Source organism: Nocardia vaccinii NBRC 15922, from assembly GCF_001613305.1.
Taxonomy (GTDB): Bacteria; Actinomycetota; Actinomycetes; order Mycobacteriales; family Mycobacteriaceae; genus Nocardia; species Nocardia vaccinii.
In genome coordinates, this window is record NZ_BDCC01000017.1 from 278,914 (window position 1) to 300,270 (window position 21,357).

At 66.4% G+C, this 21,357-nt stretch carries 22 protein-coding genes and 2 pseudogenes; 11 read left to right on the forward strand and 13 right to left on the reverse strand.

Annotation, left to right across the window (positions count from 1 at the left end; all coding sequences use genetic code 11):
* Nucleotides 1–6 precede the first annotated feature (6 nt).
* The gene (locus NV1_RS13630) at nt 7–897 is read left to right on the forward strand and encodes a class I SAM-dependent methyltransferase (protein ID WP_067890387.1); all 891 of its coding nucleotides are present in this window, start codon (nt 7–9) and stop codon (nt 895–897) included.
* Nucleotides 898–937: 40 nt separating this feature from the next.
* Here the strand turns inward: NV1_RS13630 and NV1_RS13635 are convergent, their stop codons facing one another.
* The 4 genes from NV1_RS13635 to NV1_RS13650 form a co-directional block, all read right to left on the reverse strand.
* A complete protein-coding gene (locus NV1_RS13635; RefSeq protein ID WP_157116883.1) occupies nt 938–1,273 on the reverse strand; it encodes a hypothetical protein in 336 nt (111 codons plus the stop codon).
* A 258-nt stretch (nt 1,274–1,531) separates the two neighbouring features.
* The gene (locus tag NV1_RS13640; protein WP_067890391.1) at nt 1,532–2,650 is read right to left on the reverse strand and encodes a hypothetical protein; all 1,119 of its coding nucleotides are present in this window, start codon (nt 2,648–2,650) and stop codon (nt 1,532–1,534) included.
* 221 nt (nt 2,651–2,871) lie between these two features.
* Nucleotides 2,872–3,423 (reverse strand): nucleoside/nucleotide kinase family protein, encoded by a 552-nt coding sequence (locus NV1_RS13645; protein WP_067890627.1) that lies wholly within the window; start codon nt 3,421–3,423, stop codon nt 2,872–2,874.
* Nucleotides 3,424–3,681: 258 nt separating this feature from the next.
* Nucleotides 3,682–4,584: a LysR substrate-binding domain-containing protein gene (locus NV1_RS13650; protein WP_067890393.1), complete on the reverse strand. Its 903-nt coding sequence runs from the start codon at nt 4,582–4,584 to the stop codon at nt 3,682–3,684.
* Nucleotides 4,585–4,716: 132 nt separating this feature from the next.
* Here NV1_RS13650 and NV1_RS13655 point away from each other — a divergent pair, with 132 nt between their 5' ends.
* From NV1_RS13655 to NV1_RS13665, 3 genes are all read left to right on the forward strand, one after another.
* Nucleotides 4,717–5,745 (forward strand): alpha/beta fold hydrolase, encoded by a 1,029-nt coding sequence (locus NV1_RS13655; RefSeq protein ID WP_067890394.1) that lies wholly within the window; start codon nt 4,717–4,719, stop codon nt 5,743–5,745.
* A 345-nt stretch (nt 5,746–6,090) separates the two neighbouring features.
* Entirely contained in the window at nt 6,091–6,540 is a 450-nt protein-coding gene (locus tag NV1_RS13660) for a MarR family winged helix-turn-helix transcriptional regulator (protein WP_067890395.1), read from the forward strand.
* Nucleotides 6,537–8,231 carry an MFS transporter gene (locus NV1_RS13665; RefSeq protein WP_067890398.1) on the forward strand — a complete coding sequence of 565 codons (1,695 nt, stop codon included), beginning with the start codon at nt 6,537–6,539 and terminating at the stop codon, nt 8,229–8,231. Before NV1_RS13660 ends, NV1_RS13665 begins: the two co-directional genes overlap by 4 nt.
* Before the next feature lie 61 nt (nt 8,232–8,292).
* Here NV1_RS13665 and NV1_RS13670 read toward each other — a convergent pair whose 3' ends face one another.
* Nucleotides 8,293–8,850, reverse strand: coding sequence for a cupin domain-containing protein (locus tag NV1_RS13670; protein WP_067890401.1), 558 nt, complete (start codon nt 8,848–8,850; stop codon nt 8,293–8,295).
* A 178-nt stretch (nt 8,851–9,028) separates the two neighbouring features.
* Between NV1_RS13670 and NV1_RS13675 the strand changes: the two genes are divergently transcribed.
* Nucleotides 9,029–9,940, forward strand: coding sequence for a sigma-70 family RNA polymerase sigma factor (locus NV1_RS13675; RefSeq protein WP_067890404.1), 912 nt, complete (start codon nt 9,029–9,031; stop codon nt 9,938–9,940).
* Nucleotides 9,941–10,023: 83 nt separating this feature from the next.
* Here the strand turns inward: NV1_RS13675 and NV1_RS13680 are convergent.
* The 4 genes and pseudogenes from NV1_RS13680 to NV1_RS13695 form a co-directional block, all read right to left on the reverse strand.
* A pseudogene (locus tag NV1_RS13680) lies at nt 10,024–10,653 on the reverse strand (aldehyde dehydrogenase family protein); the annotation flags it as partial.
* Between the two features lie 55 nt (nt 10,654–10,708).
* Nucleotides 10,709–11,182 (reverse strand): annotated as a pseudogene (locus NV1_RS42115) (homogentisate 1,2-dioxygenase); the annotation flags it as partial.
* Nucleotides 11,179–12,243: a lipocalin-like domain-containing protein gene (locus tag NV1_RS13690; RefSeq protein ID WP_067890630.1), complete on the reverse strand. Its 1,065-nt coding sequence runs from the start codon at nt 12,241–12,243 to the stop codon at nt 11,179–11,181. The pseudogene NV1_RS42115 and the gene NV1_RS13690, both read right to left, overlap by 4 nt.
* Nucleotides 12,244–12,271: 28 nt before the next feature.
* Nucleotides 12,272–13,549 (reverse strand): oxygenase MpaB family protein, encoded by a 1,278-nt coding sequence (locus NV1_RS13695; RefSeq protein ID WP_067890409.1) that lies wholly within the window; start codon nt 13,547–13,549, stop codon nt 12,272–12,274.
* A 201-nt stretch (nt 13,550–13,750) separates the two neighbouring features.
* Between NV1_RS13695 and NV1_RS13700 the strand changes: the two genes are divergently transcribed.
* The 3 genes from NV1_RS13700 to NV1_RS13710 all read left to right on the forward strand — a co-directional run bounded on the left by NV1_RS13700 (nt 13,751) and on the right by NV1_RS13710 (nt 15,034).
* On the forward strand, nt 13,751–13,972 hold the full coding sequence (locus NV1_RS13700) for a hypothetical protein (RefSeq protein ID WP_067890412.1): 222 nt from the start codon (nt 13,751–13,753) through the stop codon (nt 13,970–13,972).
* 52 nt (nt 13,973–14,024) lie between these two features.
* A complete protein-coding gene (locus NV1_RS13705; RefSeq protein ID WP_067890415.1) occupies nt 14,025–14,291 on the forward strand; it encodes a hypothetical protein in 267 nt (88 codons plus the stop codon).
* Between the two features lie 74 nt (nt 14,292–14,365).
* Nucleotides 14,366–15,034 carry a phosphate signaling complex PhoU family protein gene (locus tag NV1_RS13710; RefSeq protein WP_067890418.1) on the forward strand — a complete coding sequence of 223 codons (669 nt, stop codon included), beginning with the start codon at nt 14,366–14,368 and terminating at the stop codon, nt 15,032–15,034.
* A gap of 368 nt (nt 15,035–15,402) precedes the next feature.
* Here the strand turns inward: NV1_RS13710 and NV1_RS13720 are convergent, their stop codons facing one another.
* The gene (locus tag NV1_RS13720) at nt 15,403–17,232 is read right to left on the reverse strand and encodes a multicopper oxidase family protein (RefSeq protein WP_245713704.1); all 1,830 of its coding nucleotides are present in this window, start codon (nt 17,230–17,232) and stop codon (nt 15,403–15,405) included.
* Between the two features lie 167 nt (nt 17,233–17,399).
* On the opposite strand from NV1_RS13720, the gene NV1_RS13725 reads away from it, so the two are divergent.
* Nucleotides 17,400–18,065: a TetR/AcrR family transcriptional regulator gene (locus tag NV1_RS13725; RefSeq protein WP_067890424.1), complete on the forward strand. Its 666-nt coding sequence runs from the start codon at nt 17,400–17,402 to the stop codon at nt 18,063–18,065.
* A gap of 12 nt (nt 18,066–18,077) precedes the next feature.
* On the opposite strand, the gene NV1_RS13730 is transcribed toward NV1_RS13725, so the two are convergent.
* Nucleotides 18,078–18,623 carry a winged helix-turn-helix transcriptional regulator gene (locus tag NV1_RS13730; protein ID WP_067890428.1) on the reverse strand — a complete coding sequence of 182 codons (546 nt, stop codon included), beginning with the start codon at nt 18,621–18,623 and terminating at the stop codon, nt 18,078–18,080.
* 57 nt (nt 18,624–18,680) lie between these two features.
* Here NV1_RS13730 and NV1_RS13735 point away from each other — a divergent pair, with 57 nt between their 5' ends.
* A complete protein-coding gene (locus NV1_RS13735) occupies nt 18,681–19,325 on the forward strand; it encodes a dihydrofolate reductase family protein (RefSeq protein ID WP_067890431.1) in 645 nt (214 codons plus the stop codon).
* 59 nt (nt 19,326–19,384) lie between these two features.
* Here NV1_RS13735 and NV1_RS13740 read toward each other — a convergent pair whose 3' ends face one another.
* Nucleotides 19,385–19,771, reverse strand: a complete 387-nt coding sequence (locus tag NV1_RS13740; protein ID WP_067890434.1) for a hypothetical protein — start codon at nt 19,769–19,771, stop codon at nt 19,385–19,387.
* A 155-nt stretch (nt 19,772–19,926) separates the two neighbouring features.
* Nucleotides 19,927–20,121, reverse strand: a complete 195-nt coding sequence (locus tag NV1_RS13745) for a hypothetical protein (RefSeq protein ID WP_067890438.1) — start codon at nt 20,119–20,121, stop codon at nt 19,927–19,929.
* Between the two features lie 83 nt (nt 20,122–20,204).
* On the opposite strand from NV1_RS13745, the gene NV1_RS13750 reads away from it, so the two are divergent.
* Entirely contained in the window at nt 20,205–21,356 is a 1,152-nt protein-coding gene (locus tag NV1_RS13750; RefSeq protein WP_067890441.1) for an RNA-guided endonuclease InsQ/TnpB family protein, read from the forward strand.
* Nucleotide 21,357 lies beyond the last annotated feature (1 nt).

The following is a 21,357-nucleotide window of genomic DNA, read 5'->3' on the forward strand; positions in this document are numbered from 1 at the left end:
TCGAGTATGGAAAATGAGGGACCCAGCCGGACGGCGCTCGTGACTGCCTACGCCCGTGCATTTCATCAAATTGCCGACCAGCCGAGGATTCTCACCGATCCGCTGGTGGCACGTCTGCTGGGTGTCACTGTGGATGAGCTGACCGAATTGGGCCGGCCCGCAGCGGATCGTCCCGGTAGCGGTGTCGTCCCGGAGATCCTGCGGCTGGGTGTCAGTGATCGGCCGCGCCGCCTGTTCTTCGCTGCGCGTGCCCGTTTCGCCGAGGATCGTGTGGCCGAGGCCGTCGCGGCCGGCGTGCGACAGGTCGTGATCCTCGGCGCGGGCCTGGATACCTTCGCCTACCGCAACCCGCATCCCGGTCTGCGTGTATTCGAGGTCGACCATCCCGCTACCCAAGCATGGAAACACCAACGCCTCGCCGCATCCGGTATCGATCAGCCCGAGCGGTTGACTTTCGTGCCGGTCGACTTCGAAACCGACGCACTGGCAACACGATTGGAGGCCGCCGGATTCACCCGGACCGATCCGGCCGTATTCGTGTGGCTCGGTGTCATCTTCTATCTGACTCCCGACGCCGCCCGAACCACCCTCGAATACATTGCCGGCCAATCGGAGCCGGTCGAGGTGATCTTCGACTACCTGCAGTCGGCAGACACCGACGAGGATCGTACGCAGCTGCAGGCGCGTGCACAGCGAGCAGAAACTGTCGGCGAACCCTGGTTCAGCTACTTCACTCCCGACCACATCGCCGCACAGTTGCACACGCTCGGCTTCACCGACGTCGAAGACCACTCCGCCACGGACCTCATCGCTGGATACCTCGATGGATCCACGGAATTCGAGGGCGAACCACCCCAAGCACTGCGCCCGGTCCGCATACTGCGAGCGAGCCGCTGAGGATTCCCGCAATCATCGGAATCGCCATCCTGCGGTCGGTTCAACATTCGGTGCGGATGAAGACGCGCCGAGTGTCCCCGCCGCTGTTGTGGACCACTACCCACCGTGATGGATACCCGGGCTGCGGCGAGTGCTCATTGCCGGTGTCCTGTTGGAGCACCGAGGAATTACCGACGTCCTTCCAGTACTTCTGTCGCCAGTCCGGCGGTACCCCGGGTTCGAAAACTCCGAGCCCGGAACGGGATTCGAAATCCGACACCTCTGCCGCTGACATGTCGACCACCGCCTCCCAGGTTTGGGCGCGAAAGTGGCTGTCATCGAGATGGGAGATCAGCTTCGCATCTGCGGGAATGGAGAGGCGACCACAGTTCGACACACTCTTCAGAATCGTCGACGGTGCGGCCTCGCAGGCGCTAGCCGACACGAAGAGAAGACACACCCCAACCGCGCCGAACCTACGGATCTGCATATTTCCTTTCACAGTGCGGCACTCCAGAATTTGGATATATCACCGCGAGCCTTGAAACTGCGAGCCCAACCTGCTTCCTCGAGTTGCCTCATGTCGTTGTTGACTCCGGTTTCGATTATTCCTGTCTTGGATCCGTACGCGGCGCGGTCGTCGGGCAACGGCGGATCAGAGGGCGGATGCAAGGCTGTTCTCCCACCAGACATTGTTCTTGTAGCCGTAGCGAAGTGTTCCCAGGTCGACAACGACCTTGCTGGGTGGATCGAAAAGCTCGCCCGTCGGCTCCGCGACCGGAGTTCCCGGTTCGTATGCGAGGGCTTTGCGGATCCGGCCCATCAGTTCATCGATCGTGTTGTTCCGGGAGTCCGCGGCCGTGCGAATGGTGTTCACCTTGGCGGTGATCTGGTCTTTGACCGCACTGCTCATCGGACGATCCACGACCTGCGCCCAGGCGCCTACCGGAAGTGAGAAGCCCAGCATGTTCAATGGCTCTGCCAGTCCCGACGCGACTCCAGCAGCCTGGTTGTAGACCAACCGCTCCAGACATTCGCCGCCCTTTTCCAGAGTTTTCGCGATGGTGTCCATATCGGCGCCGCGGTTGGAGATCGTGGTGTGGAGCGTGTTCATCGCGGTCGCATACGAACTGGCCGCCGCGCCCGTCCATTGCGAGGTCAGCCACCGCGAACCGCTGCTGAGGTTGCCCGCAGTCACGGAATCGTTGATGCCGAGTTGCCGGATCCGCTTGCCGATGGTCTGCACACTCTCCCAATCACCGATCAGAGGCGTGAGGTACAGATCGGCCGGTTTGATCCCGATCGACTGGTTCAGCCGCTCGTCGAATATGGAGACGATCTCGTGAGCAGCGGTGACAGCCGCTTTGAGAGTGAGGCTTTCGGTCTGGATATGAGGAAGATCGACCGACTGCATCCCGCTGAATCGCAGGATGTCGGTTGGGCCGGAGGGCAGCGATGGCAGCGACAGCGACGACCCCGCCGAGGCAATGGCTCTGGCCCACGAAGTGTCCTGCTGCTGGAATCCCTTGACCGTGGTGTCGAGGTCGGTGCCGAAACCCGAGATCTTGTCGTGATTCTGCTGACCGAGCGTCAATATCCGATCCCGGAAATTCTGGAGCGGGGATGTCAATGTGGCCAGCGCGCCGGTAGTGCCGTCCGGGAGCGATATGCCGGACGATATCTTGGACAGGTTCGACAGCAGAGTTCCGCCGGCGTCGTTCAGGTCTTTGGCGAAGCCGCTCAGGGCGGCGGATGTAACCGAAACGTCGCTCATACGAATCCCGAACCTTCTCGGCCGGGTAGTGATGTGATCCGGTACCGGGATATCCGCCAATACCGATGCCCCCCAATGACAATCATGTCGCGATTGTACCCAGCCGAAGGCAGTGTGGACACCTGATCAGCTCGCAGCACCTCCGGCATGTCCGACGCCCCTCCCCGCTTCCGCAATGCCTCGACCCTCATGAGACGCCGCGGCGCGGTGGATCTCGTTGATCATGAGGCAGGATTTCGGTCGGTGGTTGCGAAGCGGGTTCGACCTGCCTGTGCAGCAATGAGTTTCGCGACTTGATGTGGTTTCAGGCTGGTGGTGTCGATGACATGTGCTTCCTGGCTGTGCCAGGTGCGGGCGGCGTCGTAATCATCCAGGTGGTCGAACCGCCATTGCGAGTGCGGCATTGTCGGGTCGGTGTCGATGCGCCGGATGAGTTCGTCGCGCTCGGCGTGGAGGACGACGTGGCAGATCGGGATCCCGGCGTTGGTGAGCCCGGTGCGGATCTCCTGCCAGTATCGGTGGACCAGGACGGATTGGGGGACGATGAGGGTACCGCCGACGTAGTCGAGGATCTGTTTCGCGGCGGACACGACCAGCCCGCGCCAGGGCTGCCAGTCCTGGAAGTCTCGAACGGGCTCGGAGGCCAGGACGTGGCGGAGCATGACGCCGACTTCCTCGGTGTCGAAGATCCGCGACCCGGGCAGCAGTGCTGCCAATTCTGCCGCGGTGGTGGTTTTCCCGGCTCCGAAGGTTCCGTTCAGCCAGATGATCACGGGTTCGAGGGTATCGGGTGCGAGAGGCGAGCGATCCAAGGATGTGATGGTGCCGGCGAATGGCGACGCCGGCTCCGAAGAGAGACCGGGTGGTGTGTTGTGGCAGCACCCGTCGTGCGGCGAGTGACGGATCGCCCTGCGGCACAGAGGTCTCGGCGAACGGAATCGCCGAGTCCGCTGCCGCACGAACAGCGGCTGCCCGCTACCGACATCTCTGATGATTTTCCGCGCCGCGCATGATGCGGATACGGAGCGGGATCAACCGCTCGTGCGGGCGCGAACAGCAGCGCCGAGCAGAGTGTCCGCCAAACGAGATGTGGCAGGGGTCATCTGGCCGGCCGGAGGTGAGGCGAGATAGACCCGCCACAGGACGGGGTCGGCGAGGTCGATCTGACGTAAGGCCGGGAAGCGGCGGGCCTCGGACGGGGGCATGAAGGCGGTGCCGAGGCCGTTGGCGACCAGTTCGGCGATGGCGGCGTATCCAGCGGGGACCTCGTACCGGGTCTGCGAGCGGGCTCCGGCCGCGTGGAAGGCCTCGTCCATCAGTCGGCGCAGGCCGAATTCGGGGGGAAAGCCGACGAGTTCTTCTTCGGCGAGTCCGGCCACGTCGACGCGGGCGCGGTCGGCGAGGGGGTGGTCGGCGCGGCAGACGAAGACCATCGGCTCCTCGAACAGCAAGCGCAGATCCAGTTGCGGCGGAAAGCGATTGGGCATCGAGACCAGGGCCAGATCCAGCGAACCCTCGACCAGGGCGGACAGGTAGGCCGAAGCGCCCGCCTGGCTCAGCCGCAGCCGTAGCCGCACGAACGGGTGCGCGCGATGGAATTCGCCGAGCGCACCGGCGACATCCAGCGGGCCGTATGAGATCAGCGATCCGAAATCTACCGTGCCGGATAATGTTCCATGGAACTCGACGACCGATTCGGCCGCCGCGCGAGTCGCCCGCACGATCTCGTAGGCATGCACCCGGAACCGCTCCCCCGCCGCGGTGAGCCGGATCTGCTGACGCGTCCGGTCGAACAATCGCGCACCCAGTTCGCGTTCGAGTTTCGCGATCGAGGACGACAGCGCCGACTGGACCACATGCGCACGCTCGGTGGCGCGCGAAAAACTCATCTCCTCCGCGACCGCGAGAAAGTGCTCGATCTGCCGTAACTCCACACCTGGATCTTATCAATTTCAGTGATGACTCGGATCAAAGGTAATCGTTGGACTCGATGACCCTGTACGGGTTCTGATGGATACCAGCAGCGCCCACCACGACGCACGCACGATCCGGAAGGAATATCGACCGTGACCGGTTTCAGCCGAAGGGATTTCGCCCGTTTCACCACCGCCGCGGCAGGCACGGCCGCCCTGGCCGCCTGCGGGTCCCCCGCCCGGCAGCACACCGGCACGCCCCCGGCCGCACCGGAGCACACACTCGGCCCGGTGAAGCAGGTGAACGCCGGGGTTCTGGACATCGGTTACGCCGAGGCGGGCCCGGCCGACGGGACGCCGGTGATCCTGCTGCACGGCTGGCCCTACGATATCCACGCTTACGCCGACGTCTCGGCGATCCTGGCCGCACAGGGTATGCGGGTGATCGTCCCGTATCTGCGCGGCTTCGGCTCCACCCGCTTCCGGTCGAAGGACATCGTCCGCAACGGCCAGCAGGCCGCGGTCGCCCGGGACGTCATCGCGCTGATGGACGCACTGAAAATCCCGTCCGCGATTCTCGGCGGCTACGACTGGGGCGCGCGGACCGCCGATGTCGTGGCCGCACTCCGGCCTCAGCGCTGCTCGGCCCTGGTGGCGGTGAGCGGCTACCTCATCACCGATGTCGCGGCCAATGCCCAGCCGCTGCCGCCGAAGGCCGAATACGGCTGGTGGTACCAGTATTACTTCAGCACCGAGCGCGGCGAACTCGGATACCGCCGGTACACCAAGGATTTCAACCGGCAGATCTGGCAGATCGCCTCGCCCGGATGGCATTTCGACGAATCGACCTACGATCTGACCGCCGCCGCCTTCGACAATCCGGACCACGTCGACATCGTGGTGCACAACTACCGCTGGCGGCTGGGCCTGGCTCCCGGGGAGCCGCAGTACGACGACGATGAGCGCCGCCTGGCCGCCAAACCCGCCATCACGGTGCCCACCATCACGATCAGCAGCGATTTCGACGGCCCCGCGAAGACCGGAGCCGGATACCGCACCCTGTTCACCGGACCGTACGACCACCGCGTCCTGGACGGTATCGGCCACAACGTCCCGCAGGAGGCCCCGCACGAATTCGCCGCGGCCGTAACCGATGTCGCCAAGATGCGCGCACACCGCTGACCGAACGGCCGTCCGCAGGGCCTCGGTCGGGAGATCTCGTCCTTCTCCCCCTCGACGGCCGCGCCCACAGCATCCCAGACCGCGCGAATTCGCGACAGCCGCACTCAATGTCGCGCAGACCGATACACACCACCGACCGAGCAGACGTCAGCAGGACCTCGGCCGGAAAATCTCGTCACTCTTTTCCTGGACGGCAGCGCGCACGACACTCCACGCCGCGCGGAAGACGTCATGGCCGTAACCGATGTCGCGCGCAGACGGGCACACCGGTAGCCGAACGCCCGCGAGCAGGGATTTCGTTGGAGAATTTCGTCACTTCAGATTGATAAGTCTATTGTTACTATTATGGATGACGAACCCGGGGACGGCTCGGAGCTGTGCGGCGGCGCGGCCCGGCTGCGGATCGCGGTCGGGCGGATCACCCGGCGGCTGCGGCAGGGGCATGCTTCGGGTGAGCTGACGCTCTCGGAGGCGTCGGTACTGGCCCGGCTGGATGGGCAGGGACCCGCGACGCCGGGTGCGCTGGCCGAACTGGAACGGGTGCGGCCGCAGGCCATGGGCACGACCCTGGCCGCCCTCGAGGAGCGCGGGCTGGTCACCCGCCGCCCCGACGCCGAGGACGGCCGCCGGGTGGTGATGTCGGTGACCACCGCCGGTCGCGGCATCCTGGACGACCGTCGCTCCGAATCCACCCAGCGCATCAGCCAGGTGCTCACCGCGGAGTTCACCGCGGCCGAACGCCGCCGGCTGCTCGATGCGGTCCCGCTGCTGGAGAGGCTTGCCGAACGTCTATGAGTACCACCGAATTACAGCGACCTGCCGTCGGCGACCGGTACAAATGGGTCGCGTTGTCGAACACCACCCTCGGCGTGCTGATCGCCTCGCTGGACGCCTCCATCGTGATCATCTCGCTGCCCGCGATCTTCCGCGGCATCGGCCTGGATCCACTGGCCGCGGGCAATATCGGCTATCTGCTCTGGATGATCCTGGGCTACCTGCTGGTCTCGGCCGTCATGGTGGTCACGCTCGGCCGGTTCGGCGACATGTTCGGCCGCGTGCGCATCTACAACGCGGGTTTCGTGGTCTTCTCCGCCGCGTCGCTGGCACTGTCGATGGACCCGATGCACGGGTCCGGCGGCGCGATGTGGCTGATCGGCTGGCGCATGGTGCAGGCCTTCGGCGGCGCGATGCTGACCGGAAACTCCGCGGCCATCCTGACCGACGCCTTTCCGGCCCGGCAACGCGGAATGGCGTTGGGCGTCAACCAGATCACGGCGCTGGCCGGTCAGTTCCTGGGTCTGCTGGCCGGTGGCGCGCTGGCCGCGATCGACTGGCACGCGGTGTTCTGGGTCAGCGTCCCGGTCGGCATCGTCGGCACGGTGTGGTCCTACCGCAGCCTGCGCGAGATCGGCGCACGCCAGCCCGCCCGGGTGGACTGGGCCGGTACCGCGACGTTCACCATCGGCACCAGCGTCATCCTCGCCGCCATCACCTACGGCATCCAGCCGTACGGGCGGCACGCCACCGGCTGGGGCAACCCCTGGGTGACCGGGGCGCTGGCGGGCGGGGTGTTGCTACTCGTCGCGTTCTGCGTGATCGAGACCAGGGTCCGGCAACCCATGTTCCAGCTGGGATTGTTCCGCATTCGCGCCTTCGCCGCGGGAAACCTTGCCGCCCTGCTGGTTTCGATCGCCCGCGGCGGCCTGCAATTCATGCTGATCATCTGGCTGCAGGGAATCTGGCTGCCGCTGCACGGTTACTCCTACGAATCCACCCCGCTGTGGGCCGGAATCTACATGCTGCCGCTGACCGCGGGGTTCCTGATCGCGGGACCGCTGTGCGGCTATCTGTCCGATCGATACGGAGCACGGCTGTTCGCCACCGTCGGACTGCTCATCGTGGTCGCCTCGTTCCTCGGGTTGATGGCGCTGCCGGTGGTGTTCCCGTATCCGTTGTTCGCACTGCTGATCTTGGCCAGCGGATTCGGTCAGGGCATGTTCTCCGCGCCGAACACCTCTTCGATCATGAGCAGCGTGCCCGCCGGACGACGCGGTGTGGCCTCGGGAATGCGCGCCACCCTGCAGAATTCGGGTACCGCGCTGTCGATCGGGGTGTTCTTCTCCCTGATGATCAGCGGGCTCGCCTCCGGCCTGCCGCATGCGCTGTCGGGCGGACTGCAATCGCACGGCGTACCCACCGCGACCGCCGATCGGCTCGCTTCGCTCCCGCCGGTCAGTAGCCTGTTCTCGGCATTTCTGGGCGACAATCCGATCGCACATCTGCTCGGCCCCGGCGTGCTGAACAGCCTGCCTCCCGCGAATGCGGACGCGTTGACCGGTACGACGTTCTTCCCGCAACTGGTGTCCGGGCCGTTCCATCACGGTCTGGTGATCGTCTTCACCACCGCGGCGATCATGGCTGTGATCAGCGCGCTGGCCTCACTGCTGCGCGGGCGCCCGCCCGCGACGCCGCACACCGCCGAATGAGATCCGAAGACTTTCTTCAACCGTGTGTGGACCGCGCGGCAGGCGCAGGGCGGCCCGGCGGTCACTCCGGCTGAGCCCAAAAGACGTTGCTGGACAGTAAGTCCGCCCGGTGGTCGGGTGTGCTCAGCAGGGGCCTGGTGTCGGAGTCGCGGGCCTGCCGCCAGACCGGGCTGTCCACGAAGTGGTTGTCGAATCTCTCCTGGGTGGCGAGGATTTCGGCCGGATCGGCCAGACCTCGGCGGATCCGGTCGCCGAGCCGGAAGTAGTCGAAACGTTCGATGCCGGGAGTGAAGATCACCAGCACATCGGCGGGCGAATCGTCCGGGGCCGCCCACGCGTGCGTCATCCCGGCGGGCACGAGTAGGAAATCGCCCTCCACGATGTCCATGATCTCCTGTCCGGCCAGTACCCGGAGCCGCCCGCCGAGCATGAAGAACAGTTCCGCCGAGGTGGTGTGGAAATGCGGCGGCGGACCGTCCTGACCCGCCGGCAGGTAGGCGCGGTTGCCGCTCAGTGCGCCGCCGGTCGTGTCGTGGTCCGCGTACAGCCACACCCCCATGGTGTCCAGGCGTTCGGCCTCGTCGTGACGGACCAGCAGAGCGCGGTCGTTCGTATCCATCGGTATCTCCCGTCCTGCGCCCGGGAGCCATTCTCCCGGATCGCCACCACAGAGCCGCCGCGCACCCGGCGCGTGACATCATCGACGTGAGTGTGATGTGCGACACAACCGCCGATATCGCGTCACGCGACGCGCCGCGCGGACCTCTGCGGTAGGGACGGACTAGGAGAGGAATGCCGTGACGTACCGAGCACCGCACCGGGCCGACGACGAGGTGACCGAACGATTCCTGAGCTACCGCGAACTGCTGTTCTCGGTGGTCTACAACATGCTGGGCAGCGTCGCGGACACCGAGGACGTGCTACAGGAGGTGTGGCTAGCGTGGGCGGCCCGGCACCGCGACCCGGCCGCGCCGCCGATCGACAACCCGCGCGCCTACCTGGTGCGCGCCGCGGCGAATCAGGCGCTCGCGCGCCGGATCGAGGTGAGCCGCCGCCGCGAGACCTACGTCGGCCCGTGGCTGCCCGAGCCGATCGTGACCGATGAGCACGACATCGCGAGCGTCCTCGTACGCAAGGAATCGCTGTCCACGGCGGTACTGGTCGTCCTGGAGTCACTGAGCCCGCTCGAGCGCGCGGTCTTCGTCCTGCACGACGTATTCGGCTTCCCGCACAACGAGATCGGGGAGATCCTGGGCCGTACCCCCGCGGCCGTGCGACAGGCCGCGGCCCGCGCCCGCCGCCATCTGCACAGTCCCCGCCTCCGGCACCCCGCCGATCCGCAGCTGCGCGCCCAGGTCACCGAGCGTTTCGCCGAGGCCGTCCTCGGCGGTGACCTCCGGGCACTGCTCGAAGTACTCGCGCCCGATGTCACGCTGTGGACGGACAGCGGCGGCCGAGGCCCGGCGCACAGCCTGCGGCCCGTCCACGGCCGCGAGGCGGTGGCGGCGATCTTCACCGCGGTGGCCGCCGACCTGCCATCCGGCGAGCTGGACATCCGGTACCGCTGGGTCGCCGGTGATCCGTGCGCCCTGGTGTTCTCCGGCGACAGCCCTCTCGCCTCGGTCGTGGTCGAGCCCGATGCCGGTGGTACCCGGATCGCCGCGATCTACTCGATCACCAATCCGGCCAAACTCACCGGAATCCGTTGATTCACAGCACTTCTGCGCACGCATGCGATCGACCGTCGGGCATGGCCCCGGCTCGGTGTCCGCCGCGTAGCCGATCGGACCTGCTATAGACCGATATGCACCGTCTTCTCCTCGGTATCGGCCTCGATGCCGCTGCGGCCGAGTTCGCGGCCGATACCGCTGCCCGCGCGCCCGCCCCACGGGAGCGCGGGATCCGGTACGCCCCAGCCGTTCACCCACACCGTGCCGACCCGCAGTTGTTCGGTGACGGTCAGGGCGCGGGACAGGTCGCGGGTGTGGATCATGGCGTTGAGGCCGTATTTCGTGGTGTTGGCGAGGCGGACGGCCTCCTCGGTCGTGGCGAAGCCGATCACCGTGGCGACCGGGCCGAAGATCTCCTCGCGGGCGATGGTCAGATCGTTGGTGCCGCGAAAGACCGTGGGCTGCATGAAATATCCGGGACGGTCCAGCCGGTTGCCGCCGGTGATCAGGTCCGCGCCCTCGTCCCGCCCGATGTCGACGTAGCGCAGGATCTGGTCGAGCTGTTCGGCGTTGACGATCGTGCCCATGGTGCTGTCGCCGTCGAACGGGTCGCCCGGACGTGCCTGCTCGGCGGCCGCCACCAGACCATCGACGACCTGGTCGAGGATCGATTCGTGCACCAGCACGCGCGTCCCGGCCGCACAGACCTGCCCCTGGTGATAGAAGTTCCCCATCGCGATCCAGGGCATCGCCCGGAGCGACGAGCAGCCGGCCGAATTCGGTATGCAGCAGGATGTCCCCGTCCTGCGGGACGATCAGCAACTCGCCGTCGGCGTCGCTGAAATACCGGGTCCGCATGGACGTGGTGGCGCAGTACAAGTGGATCGCGATGCCTTGGCGCTGCAGCACATCGCCGTTCGCCGCGACGGTGTACACACCGTCCAGGAAGTCCACCCCGGACGCGTTGCGCGGCAGTGGATCCCAGCGCAGCCGGTTCGGATTCGCGACACCGCCGACCGGCGCGCTGTGGAAGGTGCGGTTATCGATGCGCTGGAACGGCGGATGCGCGGCCGAGGGCCGTATCCGATAGAGCCAGCTGCGCCGATTCGCCGCCCGCGGTTCGGTGAACGCCGTGCCCGACATCTGCTCGGCGTAGAGCCCGTAGGGCGCGCGCTGCGGAGAATTCTGCCCGCGCGGCAACGCGCCGTCGACGGCCTCGGTCTGATGTTGATTGCCGAATCCGCTGAGGTACAACAGATCCCGCTCGCCGAGCGAGGTCATTTCAACGCCACCAGTTCGTGCAAGGTCGTGCCGGTGCGCACATCGGTGCGCCCACCCTCGTGCACGGACAGTTCGAACGTGGACTGGAAGCGGAAGTACGCCGGATGTCCGATCGCCCGGTACACCAGCGGTTTGATCAGCCGCGATCGCACGATCGGGAAATCGTCGATGATGTCGTGGGCATGGATGACCGACTCGACCGTGAGCCGCAGATCCAGCCGATCGGGCACCCGCAGTTCGATCCACTCCGGAAATTCGCGGCCCGCGACCGGATGAAATCGCCTGGGCCCCTCGGTCAATACCGTCTCGCCCGTGGACAGCACGATCTGCCCGTCGCGGGCCAGCATGAGCGGCGCGATCTCGTGCGAACCACGCCGCGGCTGGGTCAGCACGTCGGCGAACAGCAGCGAGTACTCCTCGTCGTACAGCCTGCCCCAGTGCCAGCGATCGATGATCTTCTTCATATCGCCGACGCCCCAGTTGTGATCGGCGTAGCCGCGGCCGTCGGCCGGCAGGACCGTGTCGTCGATACGCACGGTCCCGGTGACCCGGGCGCGCGGCGCGCCGACCGCCCAGCCGAAGGAATTCTGCCCGTCGAATCGCGTCTCGCCCTGTCCCGGCATCCAACTCGGCAGCTCGTTGTGGAACTGCAGGTCGAACACCAGACCGTCCTCGGCCAGATGCACGTGGTGCACCGGAAGGCGGTCGTCACGGAATTCGGTGTGCGCGTGGTTGTCTCCGATGCGCACATCGAAGAAGTCCGTGCCGAAACTCGCGGCGTCGCGCGGATACCGCTTGGCCACCTGCCGTCGATCCCCCTCCGGGGTGTAGACGATCAGCTCGACCCACGGCTTGGCCCCGGGCAGGTCCTCGGGGCGACGTTTGGTGAGGAATCCGACCACCACGTGTCCGGTGTCCAGGCGGGCATCGAAATACCAGTGCTCGAAGGCCAATTTATCGGCCGAGGGGTGTAATGCGTTGTGACGCGGTTCGACCGCGGTCAGCTCGCCGTCCAGGCGGCCGGGGCCGTTCCACGCTTCGATGATGTCCGTGGTGCTCATGATCACTTTCGTAGCTGGAGAGTGGGATTCATCGCCGCAGTGCGCCGCTGGCGTCGAACTTCGCCTGACGGCCCTGCATCTGGGCCCGGTACCAGTTCTCGCGGTGCCACAGCATGAGCTTCTCGTGCCCTCGCGCGAACGCCGGACTGCACCGGCGGGCCAACTCCATGGCGGTGATGAGCGGGAATCGCGCGATCGGGATCGCGATCCACGGAAACGCCGGTGGCATGCGGTATTTGCGGCGCGTCCCCGGGGCCATGTACATCGCCGAATACACCGAGTTGATCCGGAAGTTGTACATCTCGCGCAGCCGGGTCAGCCCGCGATGCCCGTCGCGGGGTGCGAAGGCGGACGGATAGGACTCGATCAGCTCGGCGCCGTGCTGCCCGGCGTCGTAGGAACGCGAAGCGATCGTCATGGCCAGCACCCGCAGCGAGTCGAGTACCGTTTCGGGGTACCAGGCCACCCGGACGCCCAGCAGGTAACCCATGTACTTCTGAAAGTGCAGCAGCGCACGGATTTCCGAGGGCGTGGTCTGATATCCCAACGCCCACAACCCGAGTCCGGGCGTGACACTGCCGGCGAGCAGGGTCAGCAGTTGATAGGTCTGACTGATCGGCAGGCCCCACCGGTCGATATCCCATTCGGGATGTTCGGCGACCCGGGCGCGCACCGAGACGTGCATGATGCGCACCCGCAGCGCCGTCGCCCGGCCCTGCGCGCCGAGGGTGAGCAGGCCGCCCGGCTCGGAGACGTCCATCCAGAATCGGCAGGTCTCCAGGAACCGGCGCAGCGCGCTGTCACCGGCGTATCCACCGGCCAGCGACAGCGGAGTGGCGACGGCCGATTCGGTGTACATCTCCAGGGTCTCCGCCCCGGCGAAGCTGAAAAGCATTGTGCCCCAGCGCCGCCAGATGGCCGCGCCCTGTTCGACCAGTTCCGGGCGCACCCAGTCCGGTACGGTCTCGAATTCGGCGAAGAGCTCACGCATGGCCTCGGGCGCGTCGGGCACCGTGGCGATTCCGGTGCTCAGCGCCTGGTTGAGCATTTCGCGCCCGCGCTCGGCGCCGGTCTCGCCGTGCATGACCTCCGCGACGAACCGTTCGGCGACCGGGTCGCCGCTGAACAGGTCCTCGCACAACGCCCGCGCCTGTTCGTCGGTAGGGAACAGCGCCGTGCCGGTGAGCGCGGTGAAGATTCGTTCGAGTCGCCGCACCCCGGGGGTGCGCCGCGCCTCCCAGTAGCGGAAGGCGCTCGGGCAGCGCGTCGGCTCACCGGCCCGCGCGGGCTGGGTCTGCACCGTCATCGCGTTCTCCTCGGATTCATTCGCATGTCGATTACCTTGTGCTGCTTGATGTTCACGAATCCAGGACGCGGCCGTCGAACCGGTCCTGAACTTTTCCCACCGAGAATGCGATCCGCGTCGGTGCGATCCACGCCGCAATCGCCGACCGTACTTTACGGTACGTAGAGACGGTACACCAGAGTATGTATTGGAGAGTCGCGGATGGCGGACAACGACGACGCCGAGGAGCCGAAGCGCGTGAATCCCGCCGGCGCGACCGCGGCCGTCTCGGCGGATTCCGGTCACGCGGTCGCCCTGGTCTTCGTCGATCAGGTCACCACCGCGGACGATCTGAAACAGCCCACCACCATGTCCAGCAGCCTGCGTCCGGAATTGGTGAAGATCGGTGAACATTGGCTGGTCGATAAGCTGGACACCGTATGAACCGGGTGATGCCGCGCGCCGCGTTCGGTTTCTGGGTCTATGGTGTTCGGTTATGGCGACCAGAGATGTCACTGTGACAGTGACCGTGGACAGCTTCGAATGGGATTCGCTCTGCGACGCGGCGGTGTGCGCCGGGATGAGCGTGCCGGACTACCTTGCCTGGAACGTGCGGAAGATCGCGCAGCGATCCCGCCCCAAGCGCGCCGCGATGTCCGGGCGGCGCGGCGGGCTCGGCGAGGAGGCCGGGGAGACCGCCGCGTGGACCGAAACCTTCTCGCAGCGGCTACAGGACCGAGCCGAACAGTTCCGCAACGACTGAACCTCCGGCGAATCGAAAAGCGCTTTTACCCGGGGTGGTGACACCCCGCGGACCCGTATGCGATTGAATCGGGTATGCGCAGTGACTATCACGAGAACCTGCGGCAGCTGGCACAGCTGCAGAACCTGATCTGCTTGCAGGATCGGGCCGCGATCGCCGATGCGACGCAGGCCCTGGTGACGGCGGATATCGAACTGGCCGAGGCCGCGATCGATACCGCCGCCCGCGTCGAGACCATGGCGCAGCAGGCCGAGCAGGAAGCGATCCGGTTGCTGACGCTGCAGGCGCCCGTGGCGAGTGAATTGCGGCAGGTCGTCACCGCTATCCAGCTGATCGGGAATCTCCAGCGGATGGGCGCGCTCGCCAGTCACGTCGCCGTCAGTGCGCGCCGGCGCCATCCGGACTTCGTCGTCGCGGACCCCGTGCGGCCGTTGATCATTCGCATGGGCGAGGCGGCGGTCGCCATCGCCACCAGCGCTGCTGGTGTCCTCGAATCCGGCAACCCCGAATCCGCGGCCACCCTGGACGCGCAGGACGACGCCATGGACCACCTGCACGAGGAACTACTGGGTATGGTCCTGAGTCCGGACTGGCGTTACGGCGTCACCGCCGCCGTCGACCTCACCCTCCTGGGCCGCTATTACGAACGGTTCGCCGACAACGCCGTGGAGGTGGGCCGCCGCACGATCTTCCTGGCCACCGGCGAAACCGCCGAAACCTGGATGCCTCCGTCCGCCGAGTAGTCACCCACAGGTTCTCGTCCGGCAACGGCGCAACGATTATTCGCCTCGCTCGCCCCACCCACCCAGCCGGGCGAACCGAGACTCGGATCTGCCGCTTCGGCAGACGCCAGTGCGTGGCTGCCGCGCGGCGCCGACGATCACCACATCGGTTGCGGGACCCTCGGGCCAGTTGTCTGTCCGACCATTGGCATCGGGATGGGCAGGGCGTGCTCGGGCGCGGATCGGTCATCCGAGGAATCGCTGCGCGGCGGCCGGGAATTCCATGCAGGGCAGGTTGCGGGCGCCACGGACTGCTCGCGGATCATCGTGCGCCGACTCACGCCGGGAGCATCGATGGCTCACGAAACGTGCCGCGATGCCACGGGCGATCATCCGCGCACCGTCCGGTAGCGCAGCATCATCTCGTGGTCCTCGTGGTCGAGCAGATGACAGTGCCAGACGTAGCCCTGTAGCTCGCCGTGCGCCGTGGAATGGGTTGCCGCCATGTCGTTTCCGGTGTCCGACATCGGGTTGCCGGGGAAGGTGGCGTCCGGGTCGAAACCGAGTTCCCCGGCGGTGGGGAAGCGGACGATGATGCGAGTGACGGTGCCGCCGTCGACTCGGACGATGTCCTTCCAGCCGGATTCCCATGGGGCGGGCGGCTGTTCGGGTCCGGCGAGGAAATTCTCCGCCGAGGGGGCCCACTTCACTCCCACGGGCGGCTGCGGATCGGCTGCCTGATAGTCGATGGTGCGCAACGGGGTTCGGCCCAGGATGCGGAAGTTGACCAGGTGGATGTGGATCGGATGCGGATCGGGGGTGATGTTGACGATGTTCCACTGTTCGACCGTGCCCTGGCGGGGCATCTCGATCTCCGGATCGTCGAAGGTGAGGTTGTTCAGCACCATGATCGCCGGCGGCATCCGCACCGCATAGGGCTGGCTCACGGTGACGTTCCGCACCACAGTCGGTTTCTCCAGTGCGGGCAGCGCCGCGGGCAGCCCCGGCCCGCCCCGAAGACGTTGCGGCACAGGGCCGGTGAATCCGCGACGGTTCGCCGCGCGGAACCGGCAGAACAGCGGCATCGCCACCTCGCCGAGGATGGCGGCCTGGAACACCGGAGCCTCGTCGTTGCGCAACTCGACGGTCTCCCCGGGCGCCAGTCCGGAGAAATCGGCCAGTAGATCCACTCGCTCTCCCGGCTCGAGCAGCAGATTCCGCACCGGCACCGGACGATCCAGCAGGCCGTGATCGTTGCCGATCACCCAGAACCGCATGCGGTTTCCGAAGAACAGATTCCACAGACTGAACGACGCTCCGTTGAGCACCCGGAACCGGTAGAGCCCGCGCGCGACCTCGAGTTCGGGCCACACGACGCCGTTGACCAGCCCGACGTCGCCGACCCCGCCGCCCTCCCACGCGCCCTGCGGCACGACGAGCGTCGAGCGCAGGCTCTGCTGTCCGTCCGCGGTGAACAGCTTCTCCTGCAACACCATCGGGATCTCGAATTCGCCCGCGGGCAGTCCGAGCGGATTACCGGGCGCACCGGTGTCGAATTCGTCGCGCAGCAGGATCATCCCGGCCAGTCCGGCATAGACGTTCGCGCGGGTGATGCCCATCGCGTGGTCGTGATACCAGAGGTTCGCGGCGTACTGGCGCAGCGGAAAGTGGTGCGTGAGCGTCTGTCCCGGGAAGACCAGCCGTTCGGGATGCCCGTCGCTGTCCGGCGGAGTCACGCCCCCGTGCAAATGGAACGAACACGGCGGGGAGGTCCGGTACCGCTCGGCGACCCCGTGCACGCTGGTGTCCAGATCCGCCGCGAAGGGGTGCGTGCCGATCCGGTTGCCGAACCGGACGGTCAGCGCCTGGTCCACCCGATGTTCGATGGTCGGCCCAAGATAGTCCATCCCGCCGTATCCCAGCGCGGGCGAGGGCCCCAGATCACGATGGAATCGGTGCGTCGTCGTGGCGGCGTTCAACTCCAGATCGTCGCCGCGCAGCACCGGTAATCGCGGTAGCTCGTCGGCGAAGGGCCGCATCGGCGGGGAGTGGAACAGCAGCGGACCCGGCGGCCCGGCTGGCGGCTCGGCAGCCGCGAGACTCCCTGTGCGGCAGTAGATTCCCGCGGCGGCCATACCGACTCCGGCGCGCCACAGAAATCCCCGGCGGCCGATCGGTGCGTCCATCACCGGCCCTCCCCGGATGGCCTCATCGCGCATCCTGCTGATCATACTTTTTGGTATAGTTCACGGTACTTCGGTGAATGGTACACAGCCTCGAGCGCCGCGCGAGCAGAATCGACAGGACCCGTGAATTCAGCCCCCACACCTGCGCCGCGAGCCGTTCCCGCAACGGTTCGCCCGAGCACTGACCTAGCATCGAAGACGTGAGCGCAGCAGATAATCCCCCGGAACCAAGCACCGGGACCGAACCGGAATCCGGTGCGCGGCGGCGATCGAAGAAGGCGCAGGCCCAGCGCAGCGGACGCAGCCGCAGCCCGCGCCTGTCCTACGACGACTGGGTCGACGGCGCGCTGGCCCTGCTGGCCCGAGAAGGCGTGTCCGCCATCAAGATTCCCCGGGTGTGCAGTGAACTCGGCGTCACCAAAGGCAGCTTCTACTGGCATTTCGACGATATCCAGCAGCTCATGACGGCGATGGCCGACCGCTGGAGCGCCGTGCAGAGCGATGCCGTGCGCGCGTTGGGCGCCCTCGATTCCATCCCCGTCGAGCAGCGCATCGAGCAGATGGCCTCACTGCTGGTCGATCCGAGCACCTGGATCGTGGAGGCCACGGTGCGCGAATGGGCGCGCAACGACGCCAAGGTGGCCGGTGCGGTTCAGGCGCTCGAGCGCAAGGTCTTCGACATCGTCGAGCAGACCATGCTGGAACTCGGTTTCGACACCGCCCAAGCCCGGCTGCGCGCGGGCGCGATGGTCTATCTGGGTATCGGCCTGATCCACGGCCGCGACAGCCTGCCCATCCCCACCGCACAGGAGGCGCAGGCCGTCATCGATCTCCTCACCACACCGTCGCAGACTCCGGAGAAGTGATGTGGCGGTGGCTCACCCGGCCAGGCCCTCGCGCGTCTGCCGGGCGGCCACCGCATCCTCGTAGGCCGCGGTCAGCTCGGCCAGGACGCCGTCCTCGGGCATCGGCTCGCCGCGCAGATGCCTCGCCTGCAACTCGGCCATGAATCGCTCCCACAACTGTGGACCACCCGCGGCCAGCAGTTCCGCGCGCACCGTCAGCTCCGGCGCGGTCTCCAGCCACCGTGCGCCCCACGCGCCCAGCTGCGCCATCACCGGAACGAGCTGGATCGCCGCCTCGGTGAGGTGGTACCGGATCTTCTGCCGATGACCGGGATCGTCGTCGCGGGTGAGCAGGCCCGCGCCGACGAGTTTGGTCAGGCGCGCGGACAGGATGTTCGACGCGATGCCCTCGATGGATCCGGCCAGCAACTCCCGGAAATGCGTATGCCCGCCGAACATGATGTCGCGCAACACGATCAGGCTCCAGCGGTCCCCGAGCAGCTCGATCGTCATATTGATCGGGCAGCCCGACTTACCGGGCGGAACCGGGAGTTTGCCGTCAGAAACTGGTTGCGACATGAGATCAGTCTAGGTAGATTCTCAACCGATTGCAGATTGCAATCAGAAGGGCTTTCCATGACACAGCGGGTTCGCGTACAGAACTTCATCCTGTCCAGCGACGGTTACGGAACCGGGGAGGGACAGAGTTTCGAGCGGCCGTTCGGTCATGCCGATCCGGCCGAACTGTTCGCCTGGGCGGGTGCGACCGCACACTGGCCCACTCGCACCGAACCGGGCGGCAGCTACGGCCTGGACGACCACTGCGCCCGCGACTTCCACAACAATATCGGCGCGGAGATCATGGGGCGCAACAAGTTCGGACCGCAGCGCGGTCCGTGGGAGAACTACGACTGGCAGGGCTGGTGGGGGGACGAACCCCCGTTCCACACACCGGTTTTCGTGCTCACTCACCATGTGCGACCCTCGTTCACGCTGGGCGAGACCACCTTCCATTTTCTCGACACCACACCGAAGGAGACGCTGGCGCAGGCGTTCGCCGCGGCCGGCGGGAAGGACGTGCGCATCGGCGGCGGGGTGCACACCGTGCGAGAATTCCTCGACGCCGATCTCATCGACGAGATGCACATCGTGGTGGGGTCGACCGAGCTCGGCCGCGGCGAGCGGCTGTGGACGAGCCCCGATGAACTCACCGACCGCTTCCATCTGGAGCAGATCCCCAGCCCGAGCGGTGTGGTGCACCACTTCCTCTGGCGGCGCTGACAGGTGCGGGCCGCCGCCGATCCGCGCCGGCGACGGCTCCGCCCCGCGATGAGTCACGCTCACATGGCGCTGCCGGTGGACATGCCGCCGTATCCGAACGGCGAGAACATGCCACCGTACGGGTACGGCGAGAACCAGCCGCCGCCCCACTGATCCCAGCCGCCGCCACGCCACTGATTCCAGCCCCAGCCGTGATGACCCCAGCCGCCCGGACGTCCCCATCCGTGATGGCCCCAGCCGGGATAACCCCAGCCCCGGTGCACCGGATCGGCCGACGGAACGGCGGGCGCCGCGGCCGCGGGGGCCGGAGTCACCGGCACACCGGCAGCCGGCGCGGCGAACGCCGGAGCGGCCGCGACCGCGACCGGCGTCGCGACGATGACGAGCGCGACGGCCGCACGGGACAGCGTGCGCCGCGCACCCACCGGAACGAGATTTCGAGACATGCGAACTCCTTACGTGCACAACGTATTCGGATCCGCGACCGCCCGAGATCAGGTCCCGCGCTCCGGATCCACCTCTTACCGTCGTTTAATGTACCGTCATTTAACGGCACATACAACTGGCAATTGGTGGGAAGTGGATTCCGTCCGCTACGAGCTCAGCTCGCCCAGTCCGCGATCCGCGACGCGGCCCGGAAATGCAGCGCCGGGGCCGCGTACCGCGCCTCCGGTACCGCGTAGAGGGCATCCACCGCGGCACGTTGATCGGCGTAACCCGCCGCATAGGAGGCGATCTCGCCCTCGGCCGCGGGCAGTTGCGCCGCGTCGAGCAGGGTCTTCATGATCTCGTTCACCGGGCATCCACCTTTGCGGCGGAGCGGAAGAGGCCAGGGTGTCGCTTATGTCGCATAACCATTTCTTTCGATAGTATGTTCGAATGGATGAGGTGGTGCGGTACACGTACCGGCTTCGCCCGGGCCGCACCGCCGAGAAAGCGCTGCTGGCCGAGTGGGGGCGTTGTCGATGGTTGTGGAACGAAGCGGTCCACCAGCACAAATCCGGACAGAAACCGACGTTCGCGCGGCTCGCAAAGCTCCTCACGCGGGCACGACAGACGCAGCCCTGGCTGCGTGAAGGCTCGCAGGTCGCCCAGCAGCAGGTGTTGCGTGATTACGCGCGGTCGCTGGACCACTCCTTCACCGTGAAGAAGAGGGGTCGCCCGAAAGTGAAGTCCCGCAAGACTTCCCTGCCATCGCTGGCGTACACCAAGCGAGGGTTCTCGCTCCGTGAGGGTCGCATGGCACTGGCAAAAGGCATCACGATTCCGGTCGTCTGGTCGCGAGAGTTGCCGTCCGAGCCGACGTCTGTCCGCATCAGCCGGGACAATCTCGGGCACTGGTATGCCTCGTTCGTCGTACGCAGGGAGATCGCAGACCATCCACCCGGCAAGGGTGGTATCGGGATCGACTGGGGTGTGGCCACCACGGCGACGACCACCAATCCCGCCTTCGACCTGCCTCACCTCGGTCATCGCAGGCGATGTGCCGCAGAGTTGGCGAAGGCGCAACGCAAGATGGCGCGGCGTCACCGGAAGGCACCTCCGCAGTCGCGGGGCTACGCCGACGCGAAGCGGCGTGTTGCCCGACTGGCGAAGAAAGCAGCCCGGCAGACCATCCACGACTCGCGCGTGTGGGCCAAACGTGTCGTCGACCACCACGATCTGATCGCCATCGAGGACTTCGAGCCGAGGTTTCTCGCGAAGTCCTCGATGGCGCGTAAAGCCGCTGATGCCGCGATCGGTAGGGCCAAGCGTGAACTGGTCGAGCGGGCCAGGCGGGCCGGGCGGACGGCGTTGATTGTCCGGCCCGCATACACGACCATGACATGCAGTGCCTGCTTTGCGAGAACCAAGCAAAAACTGGAACTGCACGAGAGGGACTTCCGGTGCAATGGTTGCGGTTTCGCAGACAGTCGCGATCGGAACGCCGCCAGAGTGATTCTGGCCGTGGCAGAACGGGGCCACGTCAGTGTCGAGGGCGTCAGACAATCGGATCATCTCCTCCGGGTGGGTGGTTCGGTTGCGGTCTGAG

Excerpts from the sequence above, each read along its gene's own strand:
- NV1_RS13735 (WP_067890431.1), top strand. The coding sequence starts at position 18,681 with ATGACACAGCGGGTTCGCGTACAGAACTTCATCCTGTCCAGCGACGGT.
- NV1_RS13660 (WP_067890395.1), top strand. The coding sequence starts at position 6,091 with ATGGATGACGAACCCGGGGACGGCTCGGAGCTGTGCGGCGGCGCGGCC.
- NV1_RS13750 (WP_067890441.1), top strand. The coding sequence starts at position 20,205 with ATGGATGAGGTGGTGCGGTACACGTACCGGCTTCGCCCGGGCCGCACC.
- NV1_RS13695 (WP_067890409.1), bottom strand. The coding sequence starts at position 13,549 with ATGACGGTGCAGACCCAGCCCGCGCGGGCCGGTGAGCCGACGCGCTGC.
- NV1_RS13720 (WP_245713704.1), bottom strand. The coding sequence starts at position 17,232 with ATGCGCGATGAGGCCATCCGGGGAGGGCCGGTGATGGACGCACCGATC.
- NV1_RS13730 (WP_067890428.1), bottom strand. The coding sequence starts at position 18,623 with ATGTCGCAACCAGTTTCTGACGGCAAACTCCCGGTTCCGCCCGGTAAG.
- NV1_RS13665 (WP_067890398.1), top strand. The coding sequence starts at position 6,537 with ATGAGTACCACCGAATTACAGCGACCTGCCGTCGGCGACCGGTACAAA.
- NV1_RS13705 (WP_067890415.1), top strand. The coding sequence starts at position 14,025 with ATGGCGACCAGAGATGTCACTGTGACAGTGACCGTGGACAGCTTCGAA.
- NV1_RS13640 (WP_067890391.1), bottom strand. The coding sequence starts at position 2,650 with ATGAGCGACGTTTCGGTTACATCCGCCGCCCTGAGCGGCTTCGCCAAA.
- NV1_RS13710 (WP_067890418.1), top strand. The coding sequence starts at position 14,366 with ATGCGCAGTGACTATCACGAGAACCTGCGGCAGCTGGCACAGCTGCAG.
- NV1_RS13670 (WP_067890401.1), bottom strand. The coding sequence starts at position 8,850 with ATGGATACGAACGACCGCGCTCTGCTGGTCCGTCACGACGAGGCCGAA.
- NV1_RS13630 (WP_067890387.1), top strand. The coding sequence starts at position 7 with ATGGAAAATGAGGGACCCAGCCGGACGGCGCTCGTGACTGCCTACGCC.
- NV1_RS13700 (WP_067890412.1), top strand. The coding sequence starts at position 13,751 with ATGGCGGACAACGACGACGCCGAGGAGCCGAAGCGCGTGAATCCCGCC.
- NV1_RS13690 (WP_067890630.1), bottom strand. The coding sequence starts at position 12,243 with ATGAGCACCACGGACATCATCGAAGCGTGGAACGGCCCCGGCCGCCTG.
- NV1_RS13740 (WP_067890434.1), bottom strand. The coding sequence starts at position 19,771 with ATGTCTCGAAATCTCGTTCCGGTGGGTGCGCGGCGCACGCTGTCCCGT.